A 21,422-nucleotide genomic window follows, 5' to 3' on the forward strand; every position below is an offset into this window, starting at 1 on the left:
TAGTTTTTTTCTACTGTCCTTTCTTTTTTATTGCTACATATAGATCGTATTAATTATTCTATGTTCTGAGGAAATTCAATTCCCATCGCATCTGCTTCTTGTGCTGCTAAATCATAAAAATTAATAGATTTCAGTTTCATTGCTAAATCACGTTGAATATCTGCAAATGCAGTATAAATAGAACACATGCCACTACATGCACGCGTACAGGATCCAAGATCTTGTAGACATCGTTGTAATTCCGTTTGTCCTTCTACCGCTTCAATTACATCAAACAACGTAATCTCTTTTGCACTTCTGTTTAATGCAAAGCCACCCTCTACTCCTCGATATGATTTCATAATCCCTGCCGCAGTTAAACTACGCATTATTTTTAATAAAAAGCGTTCTGGAATATTTTGCTTTTCTGCTAACGATGCACCGGTTATTTTAGCACCTTCTGGAAGTGATGCTAAATATAGAACCATTCGAAAAGCATAATCCGTTGCCTGATTTAATTTCATGCAGTTTCAGCTCCTCTCTATATAATAAATTATACAATAAGATACAATAAAAGTATAGTTTTCATGATTTTTCTTTTTGTTATTTTTAATTTATTATTTTTTATTTTTATAACATTCACTGAATTACTACCTTCTTTATCTGTACCTCCTGATACACTGCAATAGCTAAAATAGGCAGCAATCATTTTAATTGCTGCCTATTTATATCAAATAAGTGAAAGAAGCCAATAAATACCTGCCGATATAGCTGCACTAATAGGAATAGTTACAACCCATGCAATTAACATACTACGAGCAACACCCCAATGCACAGCACGTACTCGTTTAGCTGATCCTACACCCATAATAGACCCTGACACAACATGAGTCGTACTAACGGGCAAATGCAAAAAAGTAGCACCAAAAATAACTAATGCTGAATTAAGGTCTGCTGCGAAGCCATTAATCGATTCCATTTTAAAAATTTTGGTTCCCATCGTAGAAATAATCCGCCAACCACCAACGGAAGTTCCTAATGCCATTGATGTAGCACAAGCCAGTTTTACCCAAATAGGAATTTCCATAGCCTCTAAATAACCACCCGTAACTAAAGCTAAAGCAATGATTCCCATAGCTTTTTGTGCATCGTTGGCACCATGTGAAAACGCCATTAAGCTGGCTGATAATAACTGCATTTTACGAAATTGCCGATTCAACAGTAATGGTGAACGATTGCGAACAATCCACAAAATAGCAATCATTACTAAGTAACCAATTGCCAATGCTATCACTGGTGATAACACTAACGATAAAATAATTTTACCAATACCATCACTATCAAGTGCCGCTGGTCCTACGCTAATGCATACAGCACCAATTACACCGCCGATAAGAGAATGGGAAGAACTACTAGGAATGCAAAAATACCATGTCGCAATATTCCAAATGATCGCTCCGATTAACGCCGCTACAATAACTTCTAAGCTGATTTCAGATGGTTGTGATACTAAATCCCCACCAATGGTTTTAGCTACACCCGTACTAACCATTGCTCCCGTAAAATTCAATATCGCCGCCATAAAAATAGCATTTCTAGGGGATATAGCTCGTGTCGATACACTCGTTGCAATCGCATTGGCCGTATCATGAAATCCATTAATATAATCAAACAATATTGCTAATAATACGATTAACCAAATCAACCAATGTTCAGGCATATTTTAAAACAACCTTTCTAAATGTAATAACTAAATCTTCACAATCATCGGTAACATCTTCAATCGACTGCAATATTTCTTTCCATTTAATGATTTCAATAGGATCCTTGCATTCTGTAAATAGATATGCCATTTCTTGATGATATAAATCATCACATTGTTGTTCTAATTTTAATACTTTTTTACTTCTCGCTTCTACTTTTAAATAGTTTTTTTTCAAATCTTTCATATATCCCATGGACTTTCTGATTTCTTTCATTGCTTTCGAAGTGATAAGTGTCATTCGTTTAGCGCCTTCCGTAGCCGTCCCTACATTATAAATACACATTTTATCCATGATATCGCTAATACTATCAATGGCCATATCCAATTGATCGATCAACTGTTGAATATCTTCACGATCCATAGGCGTGATAAATGTTTTTTGTAACCGCTTCATCGTTTCCATAACTAAAATATCTGCTTCTTTTTCTAATGCTTCAATTTTCTTTAGTGCTACATCTTTCGCGATCTCTTCATGCATGGCTTGACACAATAAATTTGCAGCCTCATAACCTAATGTTGCATGCTGATCTAATAAGGAAAAAAACTTTTCTTCTTTCGGCTTTAAATGAAATGCCATCGTATTCGCGTCTCCTCACAAAAATATAATCACAATATTAATCATTAAGATTATATCATACACCACTTTATTATTCTATATTACCGCCGAATAAAACACAAAAACTAAACTACGAAAAATAAATTACCTTACGCAAACATTTTCAATAACTTATGGTACTTGTTTAATAATAGCTAAAAAATCTTCAGCACGTAAACTTGCCCCCCCAATCAATCCCCCATCAATGTCAGGTTGCTTGAGAAGTTGTGAAACATTAGTAGCATTCATACTACCTCCATATAAAATAGAAACTTCTTCAGACTGTTCCTTTGTATACATTGCTACGATTAATGAGCGAATAAATGCACACACTTCCTGTGCTTGTTCAGGTGTAGCTGTTTTTCCCGTACCAATTGCCCAAACTGGTTCATACGCAATAACACATTGTTTTAGTTCGTTTTCCCTAACACCCGACAAAGCACACCGTATTTGTGTCGATATTACAGACTCCATCTGTCCCTTTTCTCGCTCTTCTAGCGTTTCACCACAACAAATAATAGGTATCAATTGATGTGCAAGTGCAGCTTGTACTTTTTTATGTACCGTTTCATTCGTTTCATTACTATACATACGCCGTTCTGAATGCCCTAAAATAACATGAGTAACATTCACATCAGCTAGCATCATCGGCGACACTTCACCTGTAAAAGCACCTTTTTCTTCCCAATGCATCGTTTGTGCCGCAATATGAATCGGCGATTCTTTAGTAAGCTGAATTGCCTGTGTAATATATAAAAATGAAGGAGCAACAATAATCTCTGCCTGTACCGCTGGCAACTGTTGTAGTAACGATTGTAATTCCGCATGTACCATAGAACTGGTTTGATTCATTTTCCAATTGCCAGCTAATATTGTTTTTCTCATATCCTCGTTCCTTTCTTTACTCAGTCTTGCAAAGCGATAATCCCGGGCAAAGCTTTTCCTTCTAAATATTCCAATGAAGCCCCACCACCTGTTGAAATATGAGTAATCGCATCAGCTAGTCCCATTTGATTAATAGCAGCCAAAGAATCGCCGCCGCCGACAATAGAAACCGCAGATGCATCTGCTACTGCCTTAGCTACCGCTTGTGTTCCTAAAGCAAAATGAGGCATTTCAAAAACACCCATAGGACCATTCCAAATAATAGTCTTCATATCTTTCAAAGCTTCTGCAAAAATAGCCTGCGAACGTGTCCCAATATCTAAAATCATACCCGTTTGAGGAATATCGTTAAGATTTGTCACCACATACTCACTGTCATTAGCAAAATTAAACGCAACGGTCACATCTACAGGGAGTAAAAAATGAACATTCTTTTGTTTGGCTTTTTGTAAAAGTTTTTTTGCCAATTCAATCTTATCCATTTCAACCAATGATTTTCCCACAGCATAGCCTTGTGCAAGTAAAAATGTATTTGCCATGCCACCACCAATAATCATGACATCTACTTTATCTAATAAATGATCGATAACATTTATTTTATCTGAAATTTTTGCACCACCAATAATTGCTGCAAAGGGATGTTCTGGATTAGTTACGGTTTCTCCCAAAAATTGAATTTCCTTTGCTAATAACAGCCCCGCTACCATCGGTAAAAAAGCCGCTATACCCGAAACCGATGCATGTGCCCGATGACAACAGCCAAACGCATCATTTACTCCTATATCTCCTAGTGCCGCTAATTGTTTTGCAAAATCCGGATCATTTTTCTCTTCTTCCGCATGAAAACGCAAATTTTCTAACAAAACAATGTCGCCTGGTTTCATTTTACTAACCAGTTCCTTTGTCGCCTCACCAATACAATCAGGTGCCATGGTAACAGACTGTTGTAATAATTCAGATAACCGTTCTGCAACAGGTTGTAAAGAAAATTCTTTCAGCCGTTTTCCTTTGGGACGTCCTAAATGACTAGCTAAAATAACAGCCCCCCCTTGTTCTAATACATATCGAATCGTAGGTAATGTTTTTTGTATTCTCGTATCATCGATAATATGCCTTTGTTCATCCAAAGGTACATTAAAATCGACCCGCATAAACACTTTTTTATTAGCAACAGATAGTTGCCGAATTGTTTTTTTCATACCATTCTCCTTTGTATCGAGATTACGTAAAACTCATAATCCCTTTTTGACGATAAACTCAATCAAATCAATTACACGGCGAGCATAACCCCATTCATTATCATACCATGCAATAATCTTTACCAATCCCGAATCCATGACCATATTCAACGGTAAATCAATCGTAGTTGTATTTTCATTTCCGCGATAGTCAACAGAAACCAATTCATCTTGATTTGTCCCAATAATTCCCTTATATTTTCCTTGCGATGCTTGTACGAAAGTTTCATTTAATTCATCAAGAGTAATATTGTTTTTCTGCAATTCAAGAACAATATCAATTATCGAAACATCAGGTGTTGGTACGCGTACGGCATGACAAGTTAGCTTGCCTTGAAAACGAGGCAAAACTTTCGTAATAGCTTCAGCTGCACCAGTAGTAGTAGGAATAATCGACATACCTGCAGCACGTGCACGACGTAAATCTCGATGGGAAACATCTAAAATTTTTTGATCCGTTGTATACGAATGAACAGACGTAGTCATACCCCGTTTTACACCAAATGTTTCATCCATTAAATGTAAAATTGCCGCTAACCCGCATGTAGTACACGAAGCACCGGAAATAATATGATGTCGCTGTGGCTGATATGCTTCTTCATTTGCACCTAACACAATAGTTATATCATCAATTGTCGAAGGAGATGTAATGATAACTTTTTTTACCGTTCCGCCTAAAGGTAACCGTTCTTGCGAAGATGGCTGAACTCGGCCTGAATATTGCCCTGAAGATTCAATAAGTATATCTACTCCTAGGGCTTGCCAATCCACGTTCTTACAATCCTTTTCTTGAAATAAAGGATAAGCTTCATCATCTACTATAATATGCCGATCATCATAGGTTACGTTATGTGGAAAAACCCCATAAATGCTATCATATTTTAATAAATGTGCCATTTGTTTCGCTGTACCTATATCATTAATTGCCACAATCGTAATCGTATCTCTGTATCGTTGTGCCAATTTAAACACACTTCGTCCAATACGCCCAAAACCATTAATGCCTATTTTTATCATCTTTTCCATCCTTTCCACTCATTACTTTCCATATCTGCATAGCCGCTCCTTCATCTGTAACAAAAATACCCGTACGGCACGCACTTAATACAGCCATAATCGCCGCACTTTTTTTGCGTACCACCCGCAACGGCAATAATATAAGCATGTTTTTTTATATTAAGTAATGAAACGCCAAATTTATTATTAGCTACTATAATACGACCTGTTTGTGTACAATATGTGCCTAATGCTTCGCCGCACGCCCGCTGTTGCTGCAACCACTGCTGTTTTTCCTTAGAAAGCCCTCTTTTTTTTGCCATCAAATCGGCCCGTCCAATGCCAAAAATAACGGCTTGTGCAGACTGTGCTAAAGTAACATTTTGCTGTAATTGCACATCTTCTTTTAACATTAACTGCAAAGCTGCTTCACTAATTTCTTCTGGTAAATGAATCATACGATAAGACCCTTGTATTTTTTTAGCAATACCAGCAGCAATCGTATTTGCTTGTAACTCAACTATATTGCCCATACTACCTCTGGCTGGCAATATCATCGTATGACTACGACTCAATGGTAAACAATCTGCTACTAACGCCATCGTAGATCCACCACTAACAACCGCACACTTTACTTTACCCAAGATATCGCTCACCAAGATAGCTGCTTGTCGAGCCATTTCTTCTTTTACCAGCGGATTTATATCACTATCACCAGGAACAATAATTACCTCTTTTAAGCCAAAATATTGACAAATCGCTTGTCGCATTTCAACTAAACGATAATCTTGCAAAAAATAGTTAACTATATCAGGAAGAATACGTTTTCCCTGTACTTCCATCATAATCCCTCGGGTCGTACAATGAACCATACCACTACGTCGTAAGACATCCACATGAGCTCGCACAACTCGTTCTGACAATCCAGACATAGTTGCTAACGCACGTCTACCTATAGGTTCAGATTCGGAAATATATCGCAAAAGCATGTAACGTTCTCGTATAATTCCCATTACATCAGGCACTATTTTTTCCAGCATATACACGGTATCCATCTTGTCCTCACGGAGTAACATCTTTATGCAAGACCACGCGACGCGATATACGATGCTAAATCATTTACCCGCAATGAATATCCCCATTCGTTATCATACCATGCGACCACTTTAACCATCGTCCCTTCTACCACATCCGTATCCAATGCATCGACAATAGCACTATGAGAATCACTAATATAATCTGAAGAAACGGTAGGATCCATCGTATAAGCTAAAATTCCTTGTAACGGCCCTTCTGCCCATTTTTTTAGCACTTCATTGACTTCTTCAACGGTAACTGGACGCTCTAAAATAGCCACTAAATCGGTCATAGAAACATTAGGTGTAGGAACACGCATTGCCATGCCGCTGAACTTACCTTTTAATTCAGGCAATACTAATGCAACTGCTTTAGCCGCACCTGTTGATGTAGGAATAATTGATTGAGTTGCACAACGAGCACGTCGCAAATCTTTATGTACACCATCTACTAAGTGTTGATCATTCGTATAAGAATGAACCGTCGTCATCATTCCTCGAACAATACCAAATTCACGAGATAAGACCTTCGCAATAGGTGCCAGGCAATTAGTAGTACACGAGGCATTAGAAATAACATGATGTGTTGCCGGATCATACATTTCTTCATTAACTCCCATGACTAATGTCGCATCTACATTTTTTCCAGGTGCCGTAATAATGACTTTTTTTGCACCACCTTGTAGATGTTTTCCCGCCATTTCTTTATCTCTAAATTTACCCGTGGATTCTACAACAACCTCTACCCCATGATCTTGCCATGGAATATTTGCTGGATCCGTAGCATTGGTAACGGGAATATATCGTCCATCAACGACTAATGCTTGTTTTTCTCCGTCAAATGATACATCATGATCCCATGTGCCATGTACTGTATCAAATTTCAATAAATCGGCCATAATAGGTCCAATAGAACGATTATTCACTGCAACTATTTCTACTTCTGGATGTAATAAAGAAGTACGAAAGGTGCATCTCCCAATACGACCAAAACCACTAATACCAATTTTTACTGCCATTATACATCCTCCTTATACGAGAAAAAAGTTTTTCTCCTTATTTTTCTCGTCCTTATAAGTAATATAGTAAAACCTATATCACTTAAATATGATTACATGATACTATAATAGATATCTCTATCATACACTGTTTATGTATACAAAATCAATGATATATACGCTATACTATTTCTTGAAAATAAATATATGTAAGTTTAACAAAACAAAATAACTACGTATAAAAAAAGAGATTTCCCTTGAGAAAATCTCTTTTTTTATCACACCCATCATTCATTTCACAATTACACATAATAACAAAATATAATGCATGGATTATATTGTTAACTCTTTTAAAATAGGCCTTGCTATTCCCACAGCAAGTAAACATTTTACAATATCCAACGGAATAAAAGGCAATACACCAATGTACAAAACATGGCGCCATGGCATATGTGTCATTACTTGCAGTTGTATCGCTCCACACACATAAATAACAGGAATCCCCACAAGAATGCTAACTAAGGCAAATCTTTTCCACTGATAAGTATTTCCTTTCAAGATAGAAATAATAGTTGCTGCAAGTAAAAATCCCCAAATATATCCACCAGTGGGACCAAACATTTTTCCAAAACCAGACATACCGCCTGTAAAAACAGGTGCTCCTGCTAAACCCAATAAAATATATACCCCCATTACGATAAAAGCTTGCTTTGGTCGTAATAAAAAGCCTACTATATTGACAACTAATGTTTGTAGTGCCAATGGTGATTCCGTAAAAGGCAACGGAATAATTAAATATGCTGAAATACAATTCAGGGCCACCAATAAAGCCATACAAGTCAATTCCCGCACACGCAATGAAGACTTGCCCATCAAAACACCCCCTATATAAAATATATCATACTGCGGTTAAATTATATCAAACCTTATACTTTTTAACAACATATCATTTTATTTTTTGTTGACAATAAAAAATATATTGCTCACTCCATATTGCTAACCTTTACTATACAAAAAAAAAGGATGACTTTTAAGTCATCCTTTTTTTATAGGAGAAAATCGCTTATGCAATACCTTTATGTTTCTTTACAGCCGCTGTAATCAACGGTAATACTTCATGCGCATCTCCGATGATACCAAGATCGCATACCTTGAAAATAGGAGCATCTTCATCTTTATTAATAGCGATAATGCAATCCGATCCAAGAATACCTGCTAAATGCTGAATAGCACCAGAAATGCCTGCAGCAACGTATAATTTGGGGCTAACCGTTTTACCAGTTTGTCCAATTTGGAACAACGGATTAATCCATCCTTGGTCCGTTACTGCACGAGAAGCTGCTACGGCTCCACCTAAAACAGCTGCTAATTCAGTTAAGCAACCACCTTCTTTGAAGTCTTCTTCTTTCATGCCACGACCACCAGCAACAACAAAATCTGCTTCTTCTACTTTGATGCCATCGCCACCAACGCGAATTAATTCAACAAATTTTGTTAAGAAATCTTTATCTGTTAATTCAGCTTTTTCGGAAATAACTTCGCCAGTTGCATTTTCGTTTGGTTCTGGCTTTTTAAATACATTCGGACGAACCGTACCCATCTGAGGACGACGATCAGGGCAAATAATTTCAGCCATGATATTGCCACCTAAAGCTGGACGAGTCCAAATAATTGTTTTTGCATCTTTATCTACACCAAGTTCTGTGCAATCTGCAGTTAAACCAGTTTTTAATTCATTAGCAACACGAGGACCTAAATCGCGACCCGTATTTGTTGCACCAATCAAGAAAACATTTGGTTTATGCTTTTCTGTAAAATCTTGGAGAACCTTTGTATAAGCAGTAGTATTGTAATCTTTTAATGATTCATCATCATAAACGAATACTTTTTTTGCTCCATACTTAATCAGTTCTTGGGCCAATGGAGTTACTCCATAGCCAATCAAAACAGCGCCAACTTCTTCGCCAAGACCTTCAGCTAATCTTGTAGCTTGTCCCAACAGTTCGAAGGAAACGTTACGTAATGTACCTTCAAATTGTTCAGCTATTACATATACGCCTTTGAATTCTGCTAAATCCATCTTCACTATACCTCCTCAATTAAATAACTTTCTGTGCAATTAATTTTTCCATCAACTGATCCACATTAGCTTGTGCATCTTCTGCTGAAAAGATTTCGCCTTGTGTTCTTTGAGGCGGAGTGAAAATTTTATGAACCTTTGTCGGTGAACCGCTTAACCCGATACGTACTTCATCAATGCCAATATCCGCTGCACTCAGCGTTGGAATTTCACGACGTTTCGCTTTCATCGTACCACGAATAGTCGGGAAACGAGGTTCATTTAAGTCTTTTGAAGCGGTAATTAAAACAGGGAATGCTGCTGCAGTTACAATATAGCCTTCTTCATGCTGTTGTTCAACACGAACGGATGTACCACCTTCAATGGTTAATTTAGCTGCTTTCGTAATTTGTGCAATACCTAATTCACTAGCAATCTGAGGACCAACTTGTGCTGTATCCCCATCAATAGCCTGTTGTCCGCATAAAATCAAATCGAACATATCAATACCTTTATCCGCAGCTAATTTTTTAATAGCCGTAGCCAAGGCATAGCCTGTTGCTAATGTATCAGAACCACCTAATTTGCGATCTGAAACCAAAAATGCATCATCAGCTCCCATTGCCAAGCCTTCACGTAATACGTCTTTAGCTTGTTCTGGTCCCATTGACAATACAGTAATTTTTACGCTATCATCAGCATCTTTTAATTGCAGTGCTGCTTCTAACGCATTTTGGTCAAAGGGATTGAAAATGTTCGGTACACCGGCACGAATGACCGTATGTTTTTCCGGATCAATTTTTACTTCTGCTGTATCCGGAACTTGTTTCACACACACCAATATTTCCATTTACGTTTTCCTCCTAAAATAACTTTATTTCAATGGGCATAATTTTATCCCAAAACTATGCCCATTTGATCCGTTATTACCGTAATAATGCTCCTGAAGTTACCATCAACATAACTTCATTGGTACCTTCATAAATTTGTGTAATCTTCGCATCACGCAAATGACGAGCTGCTGGATATTCTTCACTATAACCATACCCACCAAAGATTTGAACAGCTTCTACAGCAACTTCCATTGCCACATCTGATGCAAACCGTTTTGCAATTGCTGCATCTACGGTAAAAGATTGTTCTTCGTGTTTTTTGAAAGCTGCTTTATATACCAAATTGCGTGCCGCTTCTATTTTCATCTTCATGTCGGCTAATTTAAATGCAATAGATTGGAATTTGCAAAGCGGTTTACCAAATTGAACACGCTGTTTCGAATATTCTACTGCATCCTGTAATGCTGATTCAGCAATACCAAGAGCTTGTGCAGCAACTCCAATACGACCACCATCTAACGTCATCATTGCAATTTTAAATCCTTCGCCTTCTTTACCTAAGAGGTTTTCTGCAGGAATTCTTGCATCTTGGAATACTAACTCCATAGTTTGCGATGTATGAATACCCATTTTGTGTTCTAATTTACCAAAGGTAAAGCCTTCTGTTCCTTTTTCAACAATAAATGCACTAATCCCCTTCGTGCCTTTTGTTTTATCCGTCATGGCAAATACGATATAAATATCAGCAAATCCAGCATTAGTAATAAACACTTTCGAGCCATTTAAAATATACGAATCGCCATCTTTCACAGCAATTGTTTGTTGTCCTGATGCATCCGTACCTGCATTCGGTTCCGTTAAACCAAAAGCGCCCAATTTTTCCCCTTCAACGAGAGGTGTTAAAAATTTTTCTTTCTGTGCTTCTGTACCAAATTGCCAAATCGGATTAGCACATAAAGACACCGTAGCCGACAAGGTAATGGACATTCCTGCATCATATTTAGCTAATTCTTCTACCGCTAAAATATAACTAAGTACGTCACATTCTGCACCGCCATATTTTTCTTCAAAATATGCACCAGTCAATCCTAAAGCAAGCATTTCTCGTACTAGCTCTTCATTGAATTCCCCTTTGTGATCACGTTCCATAATAGTTGGTAATAATTTTTTTTCACCAAAATCTTTTGCCAATTTTTGAAAATCTTGTTGCACGTCTGTTAAGTTGAAATTCATGATGGTCACTCTCCTTAATATCATCAATATATGGTATTAGTAGTAAACTAAATTTACATTCAGCCAGTTCCGGATTCTGACACACTTGACTTTAGCCATGACTTACGTTAAATGATTGCATTATTTTTTTCTGTTTAGACATAGCCAAAATACTTATACATGAATTGTACAACTTTTCACATTGTAAATCAATAGCACAAGAATAAAATCATCATACTTATTATTCTCTTTTTTCATACTTATAAAAGTTGTAGACCTTTAAGGTCTAGCTAACCATCACAATAGTTATTTTCAATATTAGTTTTCATCCTTCCTGCCAGCCTTTCCTCTAGACATCACCCTTTTATTGAATTTATACATTCATCTGTGCGGTAACGCCTAGAAAACATTACGTAAACCGAATTATAGTGATTGCAAATATTAAGGTTAGCTTACTATGTAATTATAGCACGACTCACCATAAAGTTGTCAAGAATATAAGCCGTTATTCCCCATATTTTATATTCTTTATATGTAAAAATCTTCACATAATACGATGTTCGCGGCTGCCATTCATCAGGCAACTGTAATATCTCCTGTGCCTGTTGATCCGGTTTTCCTTGCAAATAAAAAGTCGCTACTTGAGGTGGATTTTGCATAAGTACTGATATAGGAACCACTAGAATTTCTTCTACTTCTTCCTTATTAGGTTGCCATACCAAGGTATCCACATGTGCTACAAATGGATATACCGTAACCCCTATAGGTGATTCCACATAGTCTAAAGGTCTCTCAATATGTATATGCTCTAATGATATCCCTAATTCCTCTGAAGTTTCTCGTACTGCGGCCGCTTCTGGAGATGTATCCAGCGATTCAATCTTTCCTCCAGGAAAGCAAATATCGTGAGGTTGCCAAGTCAATTGCTTACTACGTACTTCTAATAAAATACATTCTTCCCCATCTTTCCAAACAAGCGGCACTAATACGGCACACGGAATAGTTTGCAAAATAGAGATAGAACATACCGGTCTATTCTTCCCAGATGTATTACGTTTCATACGTCCTCCTAAAAACAGCAGGAGATAACTCTCCTGCTGTTTTTTATTTAATGACAATATTAATAATCTTTTTAGGTATAATAATACATTTCACTATCTTTTTATCACCAATCAGCTCTTGCACATGTGCTTGCTGCATAACCATCTCTTGAATATTTTCTACTGTGCTATCAACAGATACGGTAATACGATCGCGAACTTTACCATTAATCTGAATAGGAAGTTCCATTTCTTCTACCCGTAACGCTTCTTTATCAACAATCGGCCATGACTGCTGATGTACACTGCCCTCAAATCCAGCTTGATGCCACAATTCTTCGGCAATATGAGGTGTAAATGGTGCTAATAACTTAAGTAAATTACTCATAGCTTCGCTTGCCACTGCTTGATGTATCTTATTTTCTTTTCCTGCATAAGCATACAAAGCATTTACGTATTCCATAATAGCACTAATAGCAGTATTAAATCCATACCGACCATCTTTTCCCTGGATATCGTTACCAACCTTATCTATGGTCATAAATTCTTGATAACGCAATTCTTTTTCCGCTTCACTATACAACGCTTCACTGGATTCATCCTTAGGCAATTGTAAATACTGTTCAACAATACGCCATACACGATTCAAGAAACGATAAGATCCTTCAACTCCTTGTTCCGACCATTCCAAATCTCGTTCAGGCGGAGCGGCAAACAAAATAAATAGCCTTCCTGTATCTGCACCATATTGTTCAATTATATCTTCTGGTGACACCACATTTCCCTTTGATTTCGACATCTTGCTGCCATCCATCAATACCATACCTTGTGTCAATAGCCGTTTAAACGGTTCTCTTTCTGACACTAATCCAGCATCATGGAAAACTTTCATACAAAAACGAGAGTACATCAAATGCAAAATAGCATGTTCAATTCCCCCGATGTATTGATCAACGCCTAACCAATGATCCGCTTTTTCTTTATCCCATGCGGCCGTTTTATTTCGTGCATCTGTGTACCGCAAATAATACCAAGAAGAACATACAAACGTATCCATCGTATCGGTTTCTCGCATAGCTGGTCCCCCACAAGTTGGGCAAGTACAATGTAAGAAATCATCACTCGTTGCCAACGGCGAAACCGCACCTGCTATAAAATTCACATCCTCAGGCAACCGTACTGGTAGATCTGATGTTGGCACTAATTGTTCGCCACAGGTAGGACAATATATAATAGGAATGGGTGCACCCCAATAGCGTTGTCGCGAAATTAACCAATCTCGTAATTTATAATTAACTGTGCCATGACCTAATTTTCGTTCTTCCAACCATGCTGTAATCGCCTTACGAGCTTCCTTATCTTGTAATCCATCAAATGTTCCTGATTGAACTAGCACCCCCGCATCAGTATACGGTTCACTCATATTATCGACAGTAAGCGTTTTCCCTTCATTTTGTATCACAATATGGATAGGCAAATCAAATTTATGTGCAAATTCCCAATCGCGCTGATCATGGGCTGGAACACCCATTACCGCACCAGTGCCATAATCAGGCAAAACATAATTAGCTATCCAAATAGGTACTTCCTGTCTCGTACAAGGATTAACGGCATAAGAACCTGTAAACATCCCTTCTTTTTCGGTTTCTGTCGATGTACGTTCTATGTCACTCATATTTCTCATGCGATCAATAAAAGAACGCAACGCAGCTTCTTCTGCTTTGCCTCTAATAAGCGATTCCACTAACGGATGTTCTGGTGCTAACACAATATACGAAACACCAAATATGGTATCAGGACGCGTTGTAAATAGATTTACACTTTTCTGTATAGTAGGAATAGCAAAGGTGATTTCCGTCCCCTCACTACGTCCAATCCAGTTTTTCTGCATCGTTTTAACGCGTTCAGGCCAACCTGATAATAATTCCAAATCATCCAATAAAACTTCTGCATAATCAGTAATTTTAAAGAACCACTGTTTTAAATTCTTTTTTACAACAGGCTGATCACAACGCCAACACGTTCCGTCAATAACCTGTTCATTTGCAAGCACGGTATGACAGTTTTCACACCAATTTACCTTTGCTTCTTTACGATATACCAATCCTTTTTTATAAAATAATTCAAAAATCCACTGTGTCCATTTATAATAGTCTTCATGACACGTGGCAACTTCTCTATCCCAATCATAAGATAATCCCAACGCCTGTTGCTGACGCGTCATATTTTGAATATTTTTAAATGTCCATTCCGATGGCGGAATGTGATTCTGTATAGCCGCATTTTCCGCAGGCATACCAAAGGCATCATAGCCCATAGGATGTAATACATTATATCCTAACATTCGTCGATACCGTGCAATTACATCACCAATAGTGTAATTGCGTACATGACCCATATGTAAGTTTCCCGAAGGATAAGGAAACATCTCTAATACATAATATGGAGGTTTTTGCGAATCCCCTTCACAACGATCGCATTTTTCGTCTAACCATTTTTTTTGCCACTTTTTTTCAATATCTTTGGGTATATATTTTTCCAATAGTATGACCTCCTTCATATAGCTAAATTCTGCTTATTAAATCAATATATATGTTAATTATTATAGTGTTCTCCTTCTTTGAAGTCAATTAAAGAACATTAAAATTTTTAAAAAATTCTGTTGGTTCAAATCCACTTCGCCAAAACGCACCTGCACTTAACTGATATTTTTTAATTAATCCCATTTTAGCTTGCAACGATTTCTCTTCTTCAAACCAAATTTGTACTCGACCAGTCTGTAAAGGCAAATCCATATAATACAGTTGATGTATTTTATCCCAATGAATATATTCCTTATATTTTTGACGAATTACAAAACTATCTGCTAAGCTCAACGTGTGCACAAACAATTTTTTACTTCCAGGCTGTGTATTTTGGGTCGTATTACTATCCATATCTGAAAGTTCTTTCAATAAAAGCGTAACCGTTTCGGAAAAACCGGCTGCTAGTCCATTATTCATAGGATTATCTGTTTTTTCAACGAATGCAGCTCTTTCAATTGGCGGCCATTCTTCTACTTTTTTAGGTAAATCCCTGCCATCGTATGAACTATACCATATACGCATGTATAAAGGCATACCCAAAATAACTTTCTCTGCAGGAACTTCTTTAAGTAACGACTGAATTGCTTTTTCTACCCATGGATAAGTCGCAACAGGACCAGGTTTTGAGCTATTTTTTCCCACCTGATCATATCCCATAAGAACCACATAATCCACTACATTACCTAATGCTTTCCTATCATATACTTTCGACCACCGTAAACTCGGCGAATGCGGAGTGATATCCATAGAAATGACAATGCCATAAGCATGACACCGTGCGACTAACTGTGAAACAAATGCGGTCAATCGCTCTTTATCACTATAATTAATATTTTCAAAATCTAAATTATACCCACGAAAATGATACACCAAGGCATAACCAATCAATTGTTCTATAATTTTTTCTTGTACTTCTGAGGAACGCAAAATTGCACTAGTAACTTGAGGTGAAAAGCCATTATCAACAAGAGGCCACATAGTATATCCTTTTTTTTCATATTGCTCTGCCAATTGATCCAAATTAGAATTACGTAAACTAAGTCCCTTCGCAGTTACTCGAAAAGCCGTAGGCGATACTATTACCTTTCCCTTAACGGGCGATAACTTTTCCCCTAGAAACAAAGGGTCCCACAGTAGTACACTCCCTTTAATAGAAACTGGTGGTCCTGATGGAAAAATAGTTAAAGAAGCTGGTTTCTTCATACCAATATGAGTGCTAAAAAGAACTTGTTCTTTTCCACTATTTCTCATATACATCCCCAATACTGGAGCCGCTCTTTTAACATTAATCCACCATTTTCCTTGTACTTTATGACGTGGCAAAGTAATATCTGCGAATGTATATGGAGGTTCCCCACTATGTAAGGCAATCCAAGGTATACGAAAACGATATGTCGGACTACCGCCGATAGAATATATCCCAAGCTGGGACAAGGCCTCAGGAGAAACTAACCATTGCCCCTTATATTCATAGACTTTTACAGGCGATGTTATCCCTAGATCTTCTACCTGATGAACTAAAGGCCGTGCTAATTTATCAGCCGGTGCCGTAGCCCCTACGGAAAAAAGACTGGCCCAACAATACATAGCAATACATATGGAATATACTTTCATGACAATACCTCCTACGCAAGACTAGAAATTGTCTTCTTATGCGGTATAATAAAGACACAAATAGTTATCCTAATTATATCATATTCAAGGAGGTATTATCTTGCATCAGTATTTATTCTTTATCGGTTCATTCCCTATTCGGTCATACGGACTACTTTTTTTATTAGGGATTATTTGTGCAGCCCTTGTGGGCTATGCGTTAACCCAAAAAGAAGGACATGGCTGGCATATACACATATTTGATTTTGCCACATGTTGTGGTCTCGCTGGAATTATTGGTGGTCGCCTTTGGGATGTCTTTTTCTTTGATTGGGCATACTATCAACATCATTTACTAGAAATCCCCTTTATCTGGCAAGGCGGAATGGCTATTCAAGGCGGCATTATAGCTGGAACATTAGCTGGTATTTGGTACACAAAAAAACATCATATCCCTACCTGGGCCTTTGCCGATACGCTAGCTCCTGCTATTATTTTAGGACAAGCAGTAGGACGCATGGCAAATTTGATGAATGGCGATGCCTTTGGTCATCCCACTGGTGGTTCTTTTGGCATATTGTATCCAGAAACCACTTTAGCCTACCAAACGTATGGTCATCAACCCCTTTGGCCTGCTGAAATATGGGAAAGTCAGTGTGATGTGCTGCTTTTTGTCATCCTGTTATTTTATAGTTCTTTTCCCCATAAAAGAGGGCAAGTATTTTGTTTGTATGTTTTTTTGTATTGTATCGAACGATTTTTCTTGGAATTTCTGCGAGGAGATTATTTTACCATTGTGAGCGGATTAAAATCAGCTCAACTGACCGCTCTTATTGCAGGGATAATAGCAATTATCATTTTTTTCATCTTGCAATATAAGGGTATGCCTTCTTTCCAAAATAAATAACTATCTACTTACTTTCCTTATATCTACTTTATACTGTATATGTATATCAAATTTATAGCAAAAATTCATGTATATTATTCAATTAAAATATATTTTAATTGAATATATATTGACTAAATTATTGATATTTATTATAATAATTATCAGTAAGGAGTATTTCTTTTTTGATCATCTCCTACACAGCATAGAAAATTTATATATGTAGTATGACATATGTCTTTATACAAAGGAGGTTGTAACCAATGAAATTAACCGATGAAATGAAAGATTTAATCAAAGTACAATTATCTTACATCGCGACTGTTGACGAACAAGGAAATCCTAATATTGGACCAAAACGGACCATGCGAGTTTTAGATGACACCCATTTGATTTTTTGTGAAAACACAAATGGACAACATCATGCCAATATCAAAGCAAATGGTAAAATTTCTGTAGCATTTGTAGATCGCGAAGCTAATAAAGGATTCCGTTTTACCGGTAAAGCAACCAGTTATACCGATCAAGCAAAAATGGATTTAGCAAAAGAATTAGTCGGTACTGCACCTAAAGCGGCTGCTGTTATTATTGATATCGAAAAAATGTATACCTTAGATTCTGGCCCGCTAGCTGGTAAATTAATTGAAGAATAAGAATAACTTTATTGTATTCTCTATAACATCATAAAAAAGCGTACTCTCTGAAATGTCGAGTACGCTTTTTTGGTATACTTTTTTATATAATTTTTTCTACACCGGTTTATTTTTCTGTAAGAAAAATAAATACATTACCGAAAAAGCATTTACACCCTTCCTTACACTATATATTCCCATAATATGCACAAAAAAAATCGACATAATCCGTATCCCTGCGGCTTATGTCGATAATTATATATCCTATAAAACATGTTTATCTACTTCTTTGACGAAAATAATTTCTTACGTTTTCTTCATCTTGTTTCATACAAGCAACTAATTCTTCTACCGAATGAAATCGTTCTTCTCCACGCAACCGCTTTAAAAAACGTAATTCCATATCCTGTCCATATATATCACCATGCCAATCTAAAATATACGTTTCAATACGTCTATATTGATTAGCAAAAGTTGGGTTTTCACCTACATTCGTCATCGCTGGTAGCAAAATTCCTTGATGTTTTACTTCAGAAACATATACCCCATCAGCTGGTACAGCCATATTTTTTTCAATATGCATATTAGCCGTAGGAAAACCAATTGTCCGTCCACGCTTATCTCCCGTTACTACTGTACCAACAATAGAAAAAGGTCTCCCTAATAAATGCGTTGTTTCTTCTAATTTTCCATCTTGAATTAACTGGCGAATGATGGTACTGCTAACAGGCATATTATTTTTATCAAATGAAACTAACGGCAAAACATATACAGGCACCTGTACTAATTCCATGAATGCTCGTAACGTATCCGTATTACCATCTGCACCAGCACCATATGTAAAATTGGTTCCTACCACAATAGCAGATGGAAGAAAAGTCTTATACAATTGTTGACAAAATGACTGAGGCGTTTCATTCAGTAACGTCCAACTAAGGGGAAGTATAACCAAAACATCTATCCCTACATCTTGAATATACTGAATTTTTTGTGCCATCGTAGCTAAACGAACTGGTTCCTTATCTGGCTGAAGGACAGATAGAGGATGTCCAGAAAATGTAACAACTACCGATTTATATCCTTTCATGTCAGCTTCTTCAATTGCCTTTTGCATCACTTTTTGATGCCCCATGTGAACCCCATCAAACGTTCCTAATGCCACCACTGCATGCTGACACCCTTTTACTTCTTGAAATGAATGAAATATTTCCATATACCTTACCTCGTCATACTTGTATAAACATTTTATGTGGTCTTATCAACTGATATGCTTGATCAAATGTTCCAATTCCCATTAATCGTTTGGTTGGATCGTATATCCGTATTACCATATGGTGTGTCAACTCGTTCCCTGCAAAGGATACGGCTCGACCACATACCAGGTCTTTACATTGAGCTGCGGATAAATCCAATCTGTGTAAATGCTGAATTGCCGTATCTAAAGGCAATACATATTTCTCTGGCTGCATAGACAATTCTTCCAACGTAATCGCATCCTCAATATGAAATACCCCCGCTTCCGTACGGACTAAATAAGTCATACATGCACAAGTTCCTAGTGCCTTACCTAAATCACGAATTAAGGAACGGATATACGTTCCTTTCGAACAACGCACAATCATTCGTCCTCTCTGATTGCAATAAGTCAACATTTGTATATCATAAATCCGAATCGGCCGAGAAGAGAGAATAAAATCTTGTTGTTGCCGAGCTAATTTATAAGCTTTAACGCCATTTACATGTATTGATGAATACCGTGATGGTCGCTGCATACATTGGCCCAAAAAAGTATTGCATGCATATTGAATCTCATCCATCGTTAACAAGGGAACTTCTTTTTGTTCAACAATCTGCCCCGTTCCATCTTCTGTATCCGTTGCAATTCCTAAAATAAATTCTGCATGATATGTCTTGATATCACTATCGCCATATTCAATTAAACGTGTCGCATTGCCTAGATAAATAGGTAAAACGCCTGCCGCCAGTGGATCTAACGTTCCCGCATGGCCCACTTTTTTAATCCCATATATACGCCGTAACTGACTAACAACATCATGACTAGACATTCCCGTAGGCTTTATAACATTTACTATTCCCTGTATCATAATGCTTTTGCAATTTCCTTTAATAATTCTAATTTTGTATTTTCTAAAGAGAATTTAACCGTAGCACCAGCCGCTCTTATATGACCACCGCCGCCAAAAACAGCCGCTATTTTATTAACATCTACATTTTTAGAACGCAAACTAATCCGCGTTTCTTCAGGTGCCACATATTTTATAATAAAAGCAATCTCAACGCCTTGAATAATCCGTACATAATCAATATACTCACCCGTATGCTCACCTGTGTGAGCTAATAATTCCGGTGTAAACATAAGTCCCGCAACACGACCTTCTTGATATACCTCAATCTGTTGTAACACCTCCGCAAGTACTTTTATTTGCTCAATGCATTTTGCATCCAACGCCACCGAAATAATATTAGGCTGTGCTCCTGCATCTACTAACTGTGCAGCCATGTTCAACGTATGTCCCGTCGTATTACCAAACTTAAAAAATCCACAATCCGTAGCAATCGCCATATATAAAGCATTGGCCATTTCTTGTGTAATTTCTGTGTGCCAATGTATAAATAATTCAGTTAATACTTCGCCAGCCGCAGCATATGTAGGTACTACGTATTCCCAATCTGCTAAATGCCGATTGGATATATGATGATCAATATTTAATACCTTACCATGCATCAATTCTTCTACAGTCCCTGTACGCATAGGATCAGTTGCATCTAAAATAACCGTAAGCCACGTGCTATCAGTAACTACATCAGCGGGTTTTCTAATTGCTTTTACAGATGGTAAAAAATCATATCGTTCATCAATATCATCATCAATTACCATCACCGTATTTTTTCCCCATTGACGCAAACAACCATATAAGCCAATCATACTACCAATGGCATCTCCATCGGGACTAACATGAGCTGTTAATAAAATATGTTCATATTGCTGTAAAATATCTTTTATTTCTTCTGGAGTTACCTTCATGAGC

Annotated in this window: 20 protein-coding genes; 2 read left to right on the forward strand and 18 right to left on the reverse strand. The window is 37.2% G+C overall.

All coding sequences use genetic code 11. From position 1 onward, the window contains the following. Window positions 1-53 precede the first annotated feature (53 nt). The 15 genes from HMPREF1040_RS00165 to HMPREF1040_RS00235 all read right to left on the reverse strand — a co-directional run bounded on the left by HMPREF1040_RS00165 (window position 54) and on the right by HMPREF1040_RS00235 (window position 16,875). Entirely contained in the window at window positions 54-503 is a 450-nt protein-coding gene (locus HMPREF1040_RS00165) for an Rrf2 family transcriptional regulator (protein ID WP_007391960.1), read from the reverse strand. Between the two features lie 206 nt (window positions 504-709). Further along, complete coding sequence (locus HMPREF1040_RS00170; RefSeq protein WP_007391895.1) at window positions 710-1,699, reverse strand: inorganic phosphate transporter; 990 nt, start codon at window positions 1,697-1,699, stop codon at window positions 710-712. Continuing rightward, window positions 1,692-2,321 (reverse strand): DUF47 domain-containing protein, encoded by a 630-nt coding sequence (locus HMPREF1040_RS00175; protein WP_007391931.1) that lies wholly within the window; start codon window positions 2,319-2,321, stop codon window positions 1,692-1,694. Before HMPREF1040_RS00175 ends, HMPREF1040_RS00170 begins: the two co-directional genes overlap by 8 nt. Window positions 2,322-2,471: 150 nt before the next feature. Further along, window positions 2,472-3,224: a triose-phosphate isomerase gene (tpiA, locus tag HMPREF1040_RS00180; RefSeq protein ID WP_007391947.1), complete on the reverse strand. Its 753-nt coding sequence runs from the start codon at window positions 3,222-3,224 to the stop codon at window positions 2,472-2,474. A 20-nt stretch (window positions 3,225-3,244) separates the two neighbouring features. Continuing rightward, window positions 3,245-4,423, reverse strand: coding sequence for a phosphoglycerate kinase (gene pgk, locus HMPREF1040_RS00185; protein WP_007391955.1), 1,179 nt, complete (start codon window positions 4,421-4,423; stop codon window positions 3,245-3,247). A gap of 33 nt (window positions 4,424-4,456) precedes the next feature. Next, window positions 4,457-5,479 (reverse strand): type I glyceraldehyde-3-phosphate dehydrogenase, encoded by a 1,023-nt coding sequence (locus HMPREF1040_RS00190; protein ID WP_007391893.1) that lies wholly within the window; start codon window positions 5,477-5,479, stop codon window positions 4,457-4,459. A 50-nt stretch (window positions 5,480-5,529) separates the two neighbouring features. Continuing rightward, entirely contained in the window at window positions 5,530-6,513 is a 984-nt protein-coding gene (locus HMPREF1040_RS00195; protein ID WP_007391918.1) for a sugar-binding transcriptional regulator, read from the reverse strand. Between the two features lie 23 nt (window positions 6,514-6,536). Further along, entirely contained in the window at window positions 6,537-7,553 is a 1,017-nt protein-coding gene (gene gap / locus HMPREF1040_RS00200; RefSeq protein ID WP_007391902.1) for a type I glyceraldehyde-3-phosphate dehydrogenase, read from the reverse strand. 312 nt (window positions 7,554-7,865) lie between these two features. Then, on the reverse strand, window positions 7,866-8,405 hold the full coding sequence (locus HMPREF1040_RS00205) for a biotin transporter BioY (RefSeq protein WP_007391938.1): 540 nt from the start codon (window positions 8,403-8,405) through the stop codon (window positions 7,866-7,868). A 190-nt stretch (window positions 8,406-8,595) separates the two neighbouring features. After that, window positions 8,596-9,612, reverse strand: coding sequence for an electron transfer flavoprotein subunit alpha/FixB family protein (locus HMPREF1040_RS00210; RefSeq protein WP_007391940.1), 1,017 nt, complete (start codon window positions 9,610-9,612; stop codon window positions 8,596-8,598). A 19-nt stretch (window positions 9,613-9,631) separates the two neighbouring features. After that, window positions 9,632-10,441: an electron transfer flavoprotein subunit beta/FixA family protein gene (locus HMPREF1040_RS00215; RefSeq protein WP_007391945.1), complete on the reverse strand. Its 810-nt coding sequence runs from the start codon at window positions 10,439-10,441 to the stop codon at window positions 9,632-9,634. Between the two features lie 76 nt (window positions 10,442-10,517). Next, window positions 10,518-11,657 carry an acyl-CoA dehydrogenase gene (locus HMPREF1040_RS00220; protein ID WP_007391949.1) on the reverse strand — a complete coding sequence of 380 codons (1,140 nt, stop codon included), beginning with the start codon at window positions 11,655-11,657 and terminating at the stop codon, window positions 10,518-10,520. Window positions 11,658-12,091: 434 nt separating this feature from the next. Beyond that, entirely contained in the window at window positions 12,092-12,697 is a 606-nt protein-coding gene (locus tag HMPREF1040_RS00225; protein WP_007391952.1) for a CoA pyrophosphatase, read from the reverse strand. 43 nt (window positions 12,698-12,740) lie between these two features. Further along, window positions 12,741-15,236: a leucine--tRNA ligase gene (gene leuS / locus HMPREF1040_RS00230; RefSeq protein WP_176604696.1), complete on the reverse strand. Its 2,496-nt coding sequence runs from the start codon at window positions 15,234-15,236 to the stop codon at window positions 12,741-12,743. Window positions 15,237-15,306: 70 nt separating this feature from the next. Continuing rightward, the gene (locus HMPREF1040_RS00235; protein ID WP_007391924.1) at window positions 15,307-16,875 is read right to left on the reverse strand and encodes a glycosyl hydrolase family 18 protein; all 1,569 of its coding nucleotides are present in this window, start codon (window positions 16,873-16,875) and stop codon (window positions 15,307-15,309) included. Between the two features lie 100 nt (window positions 16,876-16,975). Here HMPREF1040_RS00235 and lgt point away from each other — a divergent pair, with 100 nt between their 5' ends. Together lgt and HMPREF1040_RS00245 are read left to right on the forward strand one after the other, a co-directional pair. Then, on the forward strand, window positions 16,976-17,761 hold the full coding sequence (gene lgt, locus HMPREF1040_RS00240; RefSeq protein ID WP_007391905.1) for a prolipoprotein diacylglyceryl transferase: 786 nt from the start codon (window positions 16,976-16,978) through the stop codon (window positions 17,759-17,761). A gap of 242 nt (window positions 17,762-18,003) precedes the next feature. Next, window positions 18,004-18,393, forward strand: a complete 390-nt coding sequence (locus HMPREF1040_RS00245) for a pyridoxamine 5'-phosphate oxidase family protein (RefSeq protein ID WP_007391948.1) — start codon at window positions 18,004-18,006, stop codon at window positions 18,391-18,393. Between the two features lie 256 nt (window positions 18,394-18,649). Here the strand turns inward: HMPREF1040_RS00245 and HMPREF1040_RS00250 are convergent, their stop codons facing one another. Genes HMPREF1040_RS00250 through HMPREF1040_RS00260 form a run of 3 tightly spaced genes read right to left on the reverse strand, consistent with a single transcriptional unit; the run spans window position 18,650 to window position 21,418 of the window. After that, the gene (locus HMPREF1040_RS00250; protein ID WP_007391910.1) at window positions 18,650-19,585 is read right to left on the reverse strand and encodes a bifunctional riboflavin kinase/FAD synthetase; all 936 of its coding nucleotides are present in this window, start codon (window positions 19,583-19,585) and stop codon (window positions 18,650-18,652) included. A gap of 13 nt (window positions 19,586-19,598) precedes the next feature. Further along, window positions 19,599-20,477: a tRNA pseudouridine(55) synthase TruB gene (truB, locus tag HMPREF1040_RS00255; protein ID WP_007391901.1), complete on the reverse strand. Its 879-nt coding sequence runs from the start codon at window positions 20,475-20,477 to the stop codon at window positions 19,599-19,601. Continuing rightward, window positions 20,474-21,418 carry a bifunctional oligoribonuclease/PAP phosphatase NrnA gene (locus HMPREF1040_RS00260; protein ID WP_007391935.1) on the reverse strand — a complete coding sequence of 315 codons (945 nt, stop codon included), beginning with the start codon at window positions 21,416-21,418 and terminating at the stop codon, window positions 20,474-20,476. Before HMPREF1040_RS00260 ends, truB begins: the two co-directional genes overlap by 4 nt. Window positions 21,419-21,422 lie beyond the last annotated feature (4 nt).

Origin of the sequence: Megasphaera sp. UPII 135-E (genome assembly GCF_000221545.1) — a bacterium.
Classification (GTDB): Bacteria; Bacillota; Negativicutes; order Veillonellales; family Megasphaeraceae; genus Megasphaera; species Megasphaera hutchinsoni.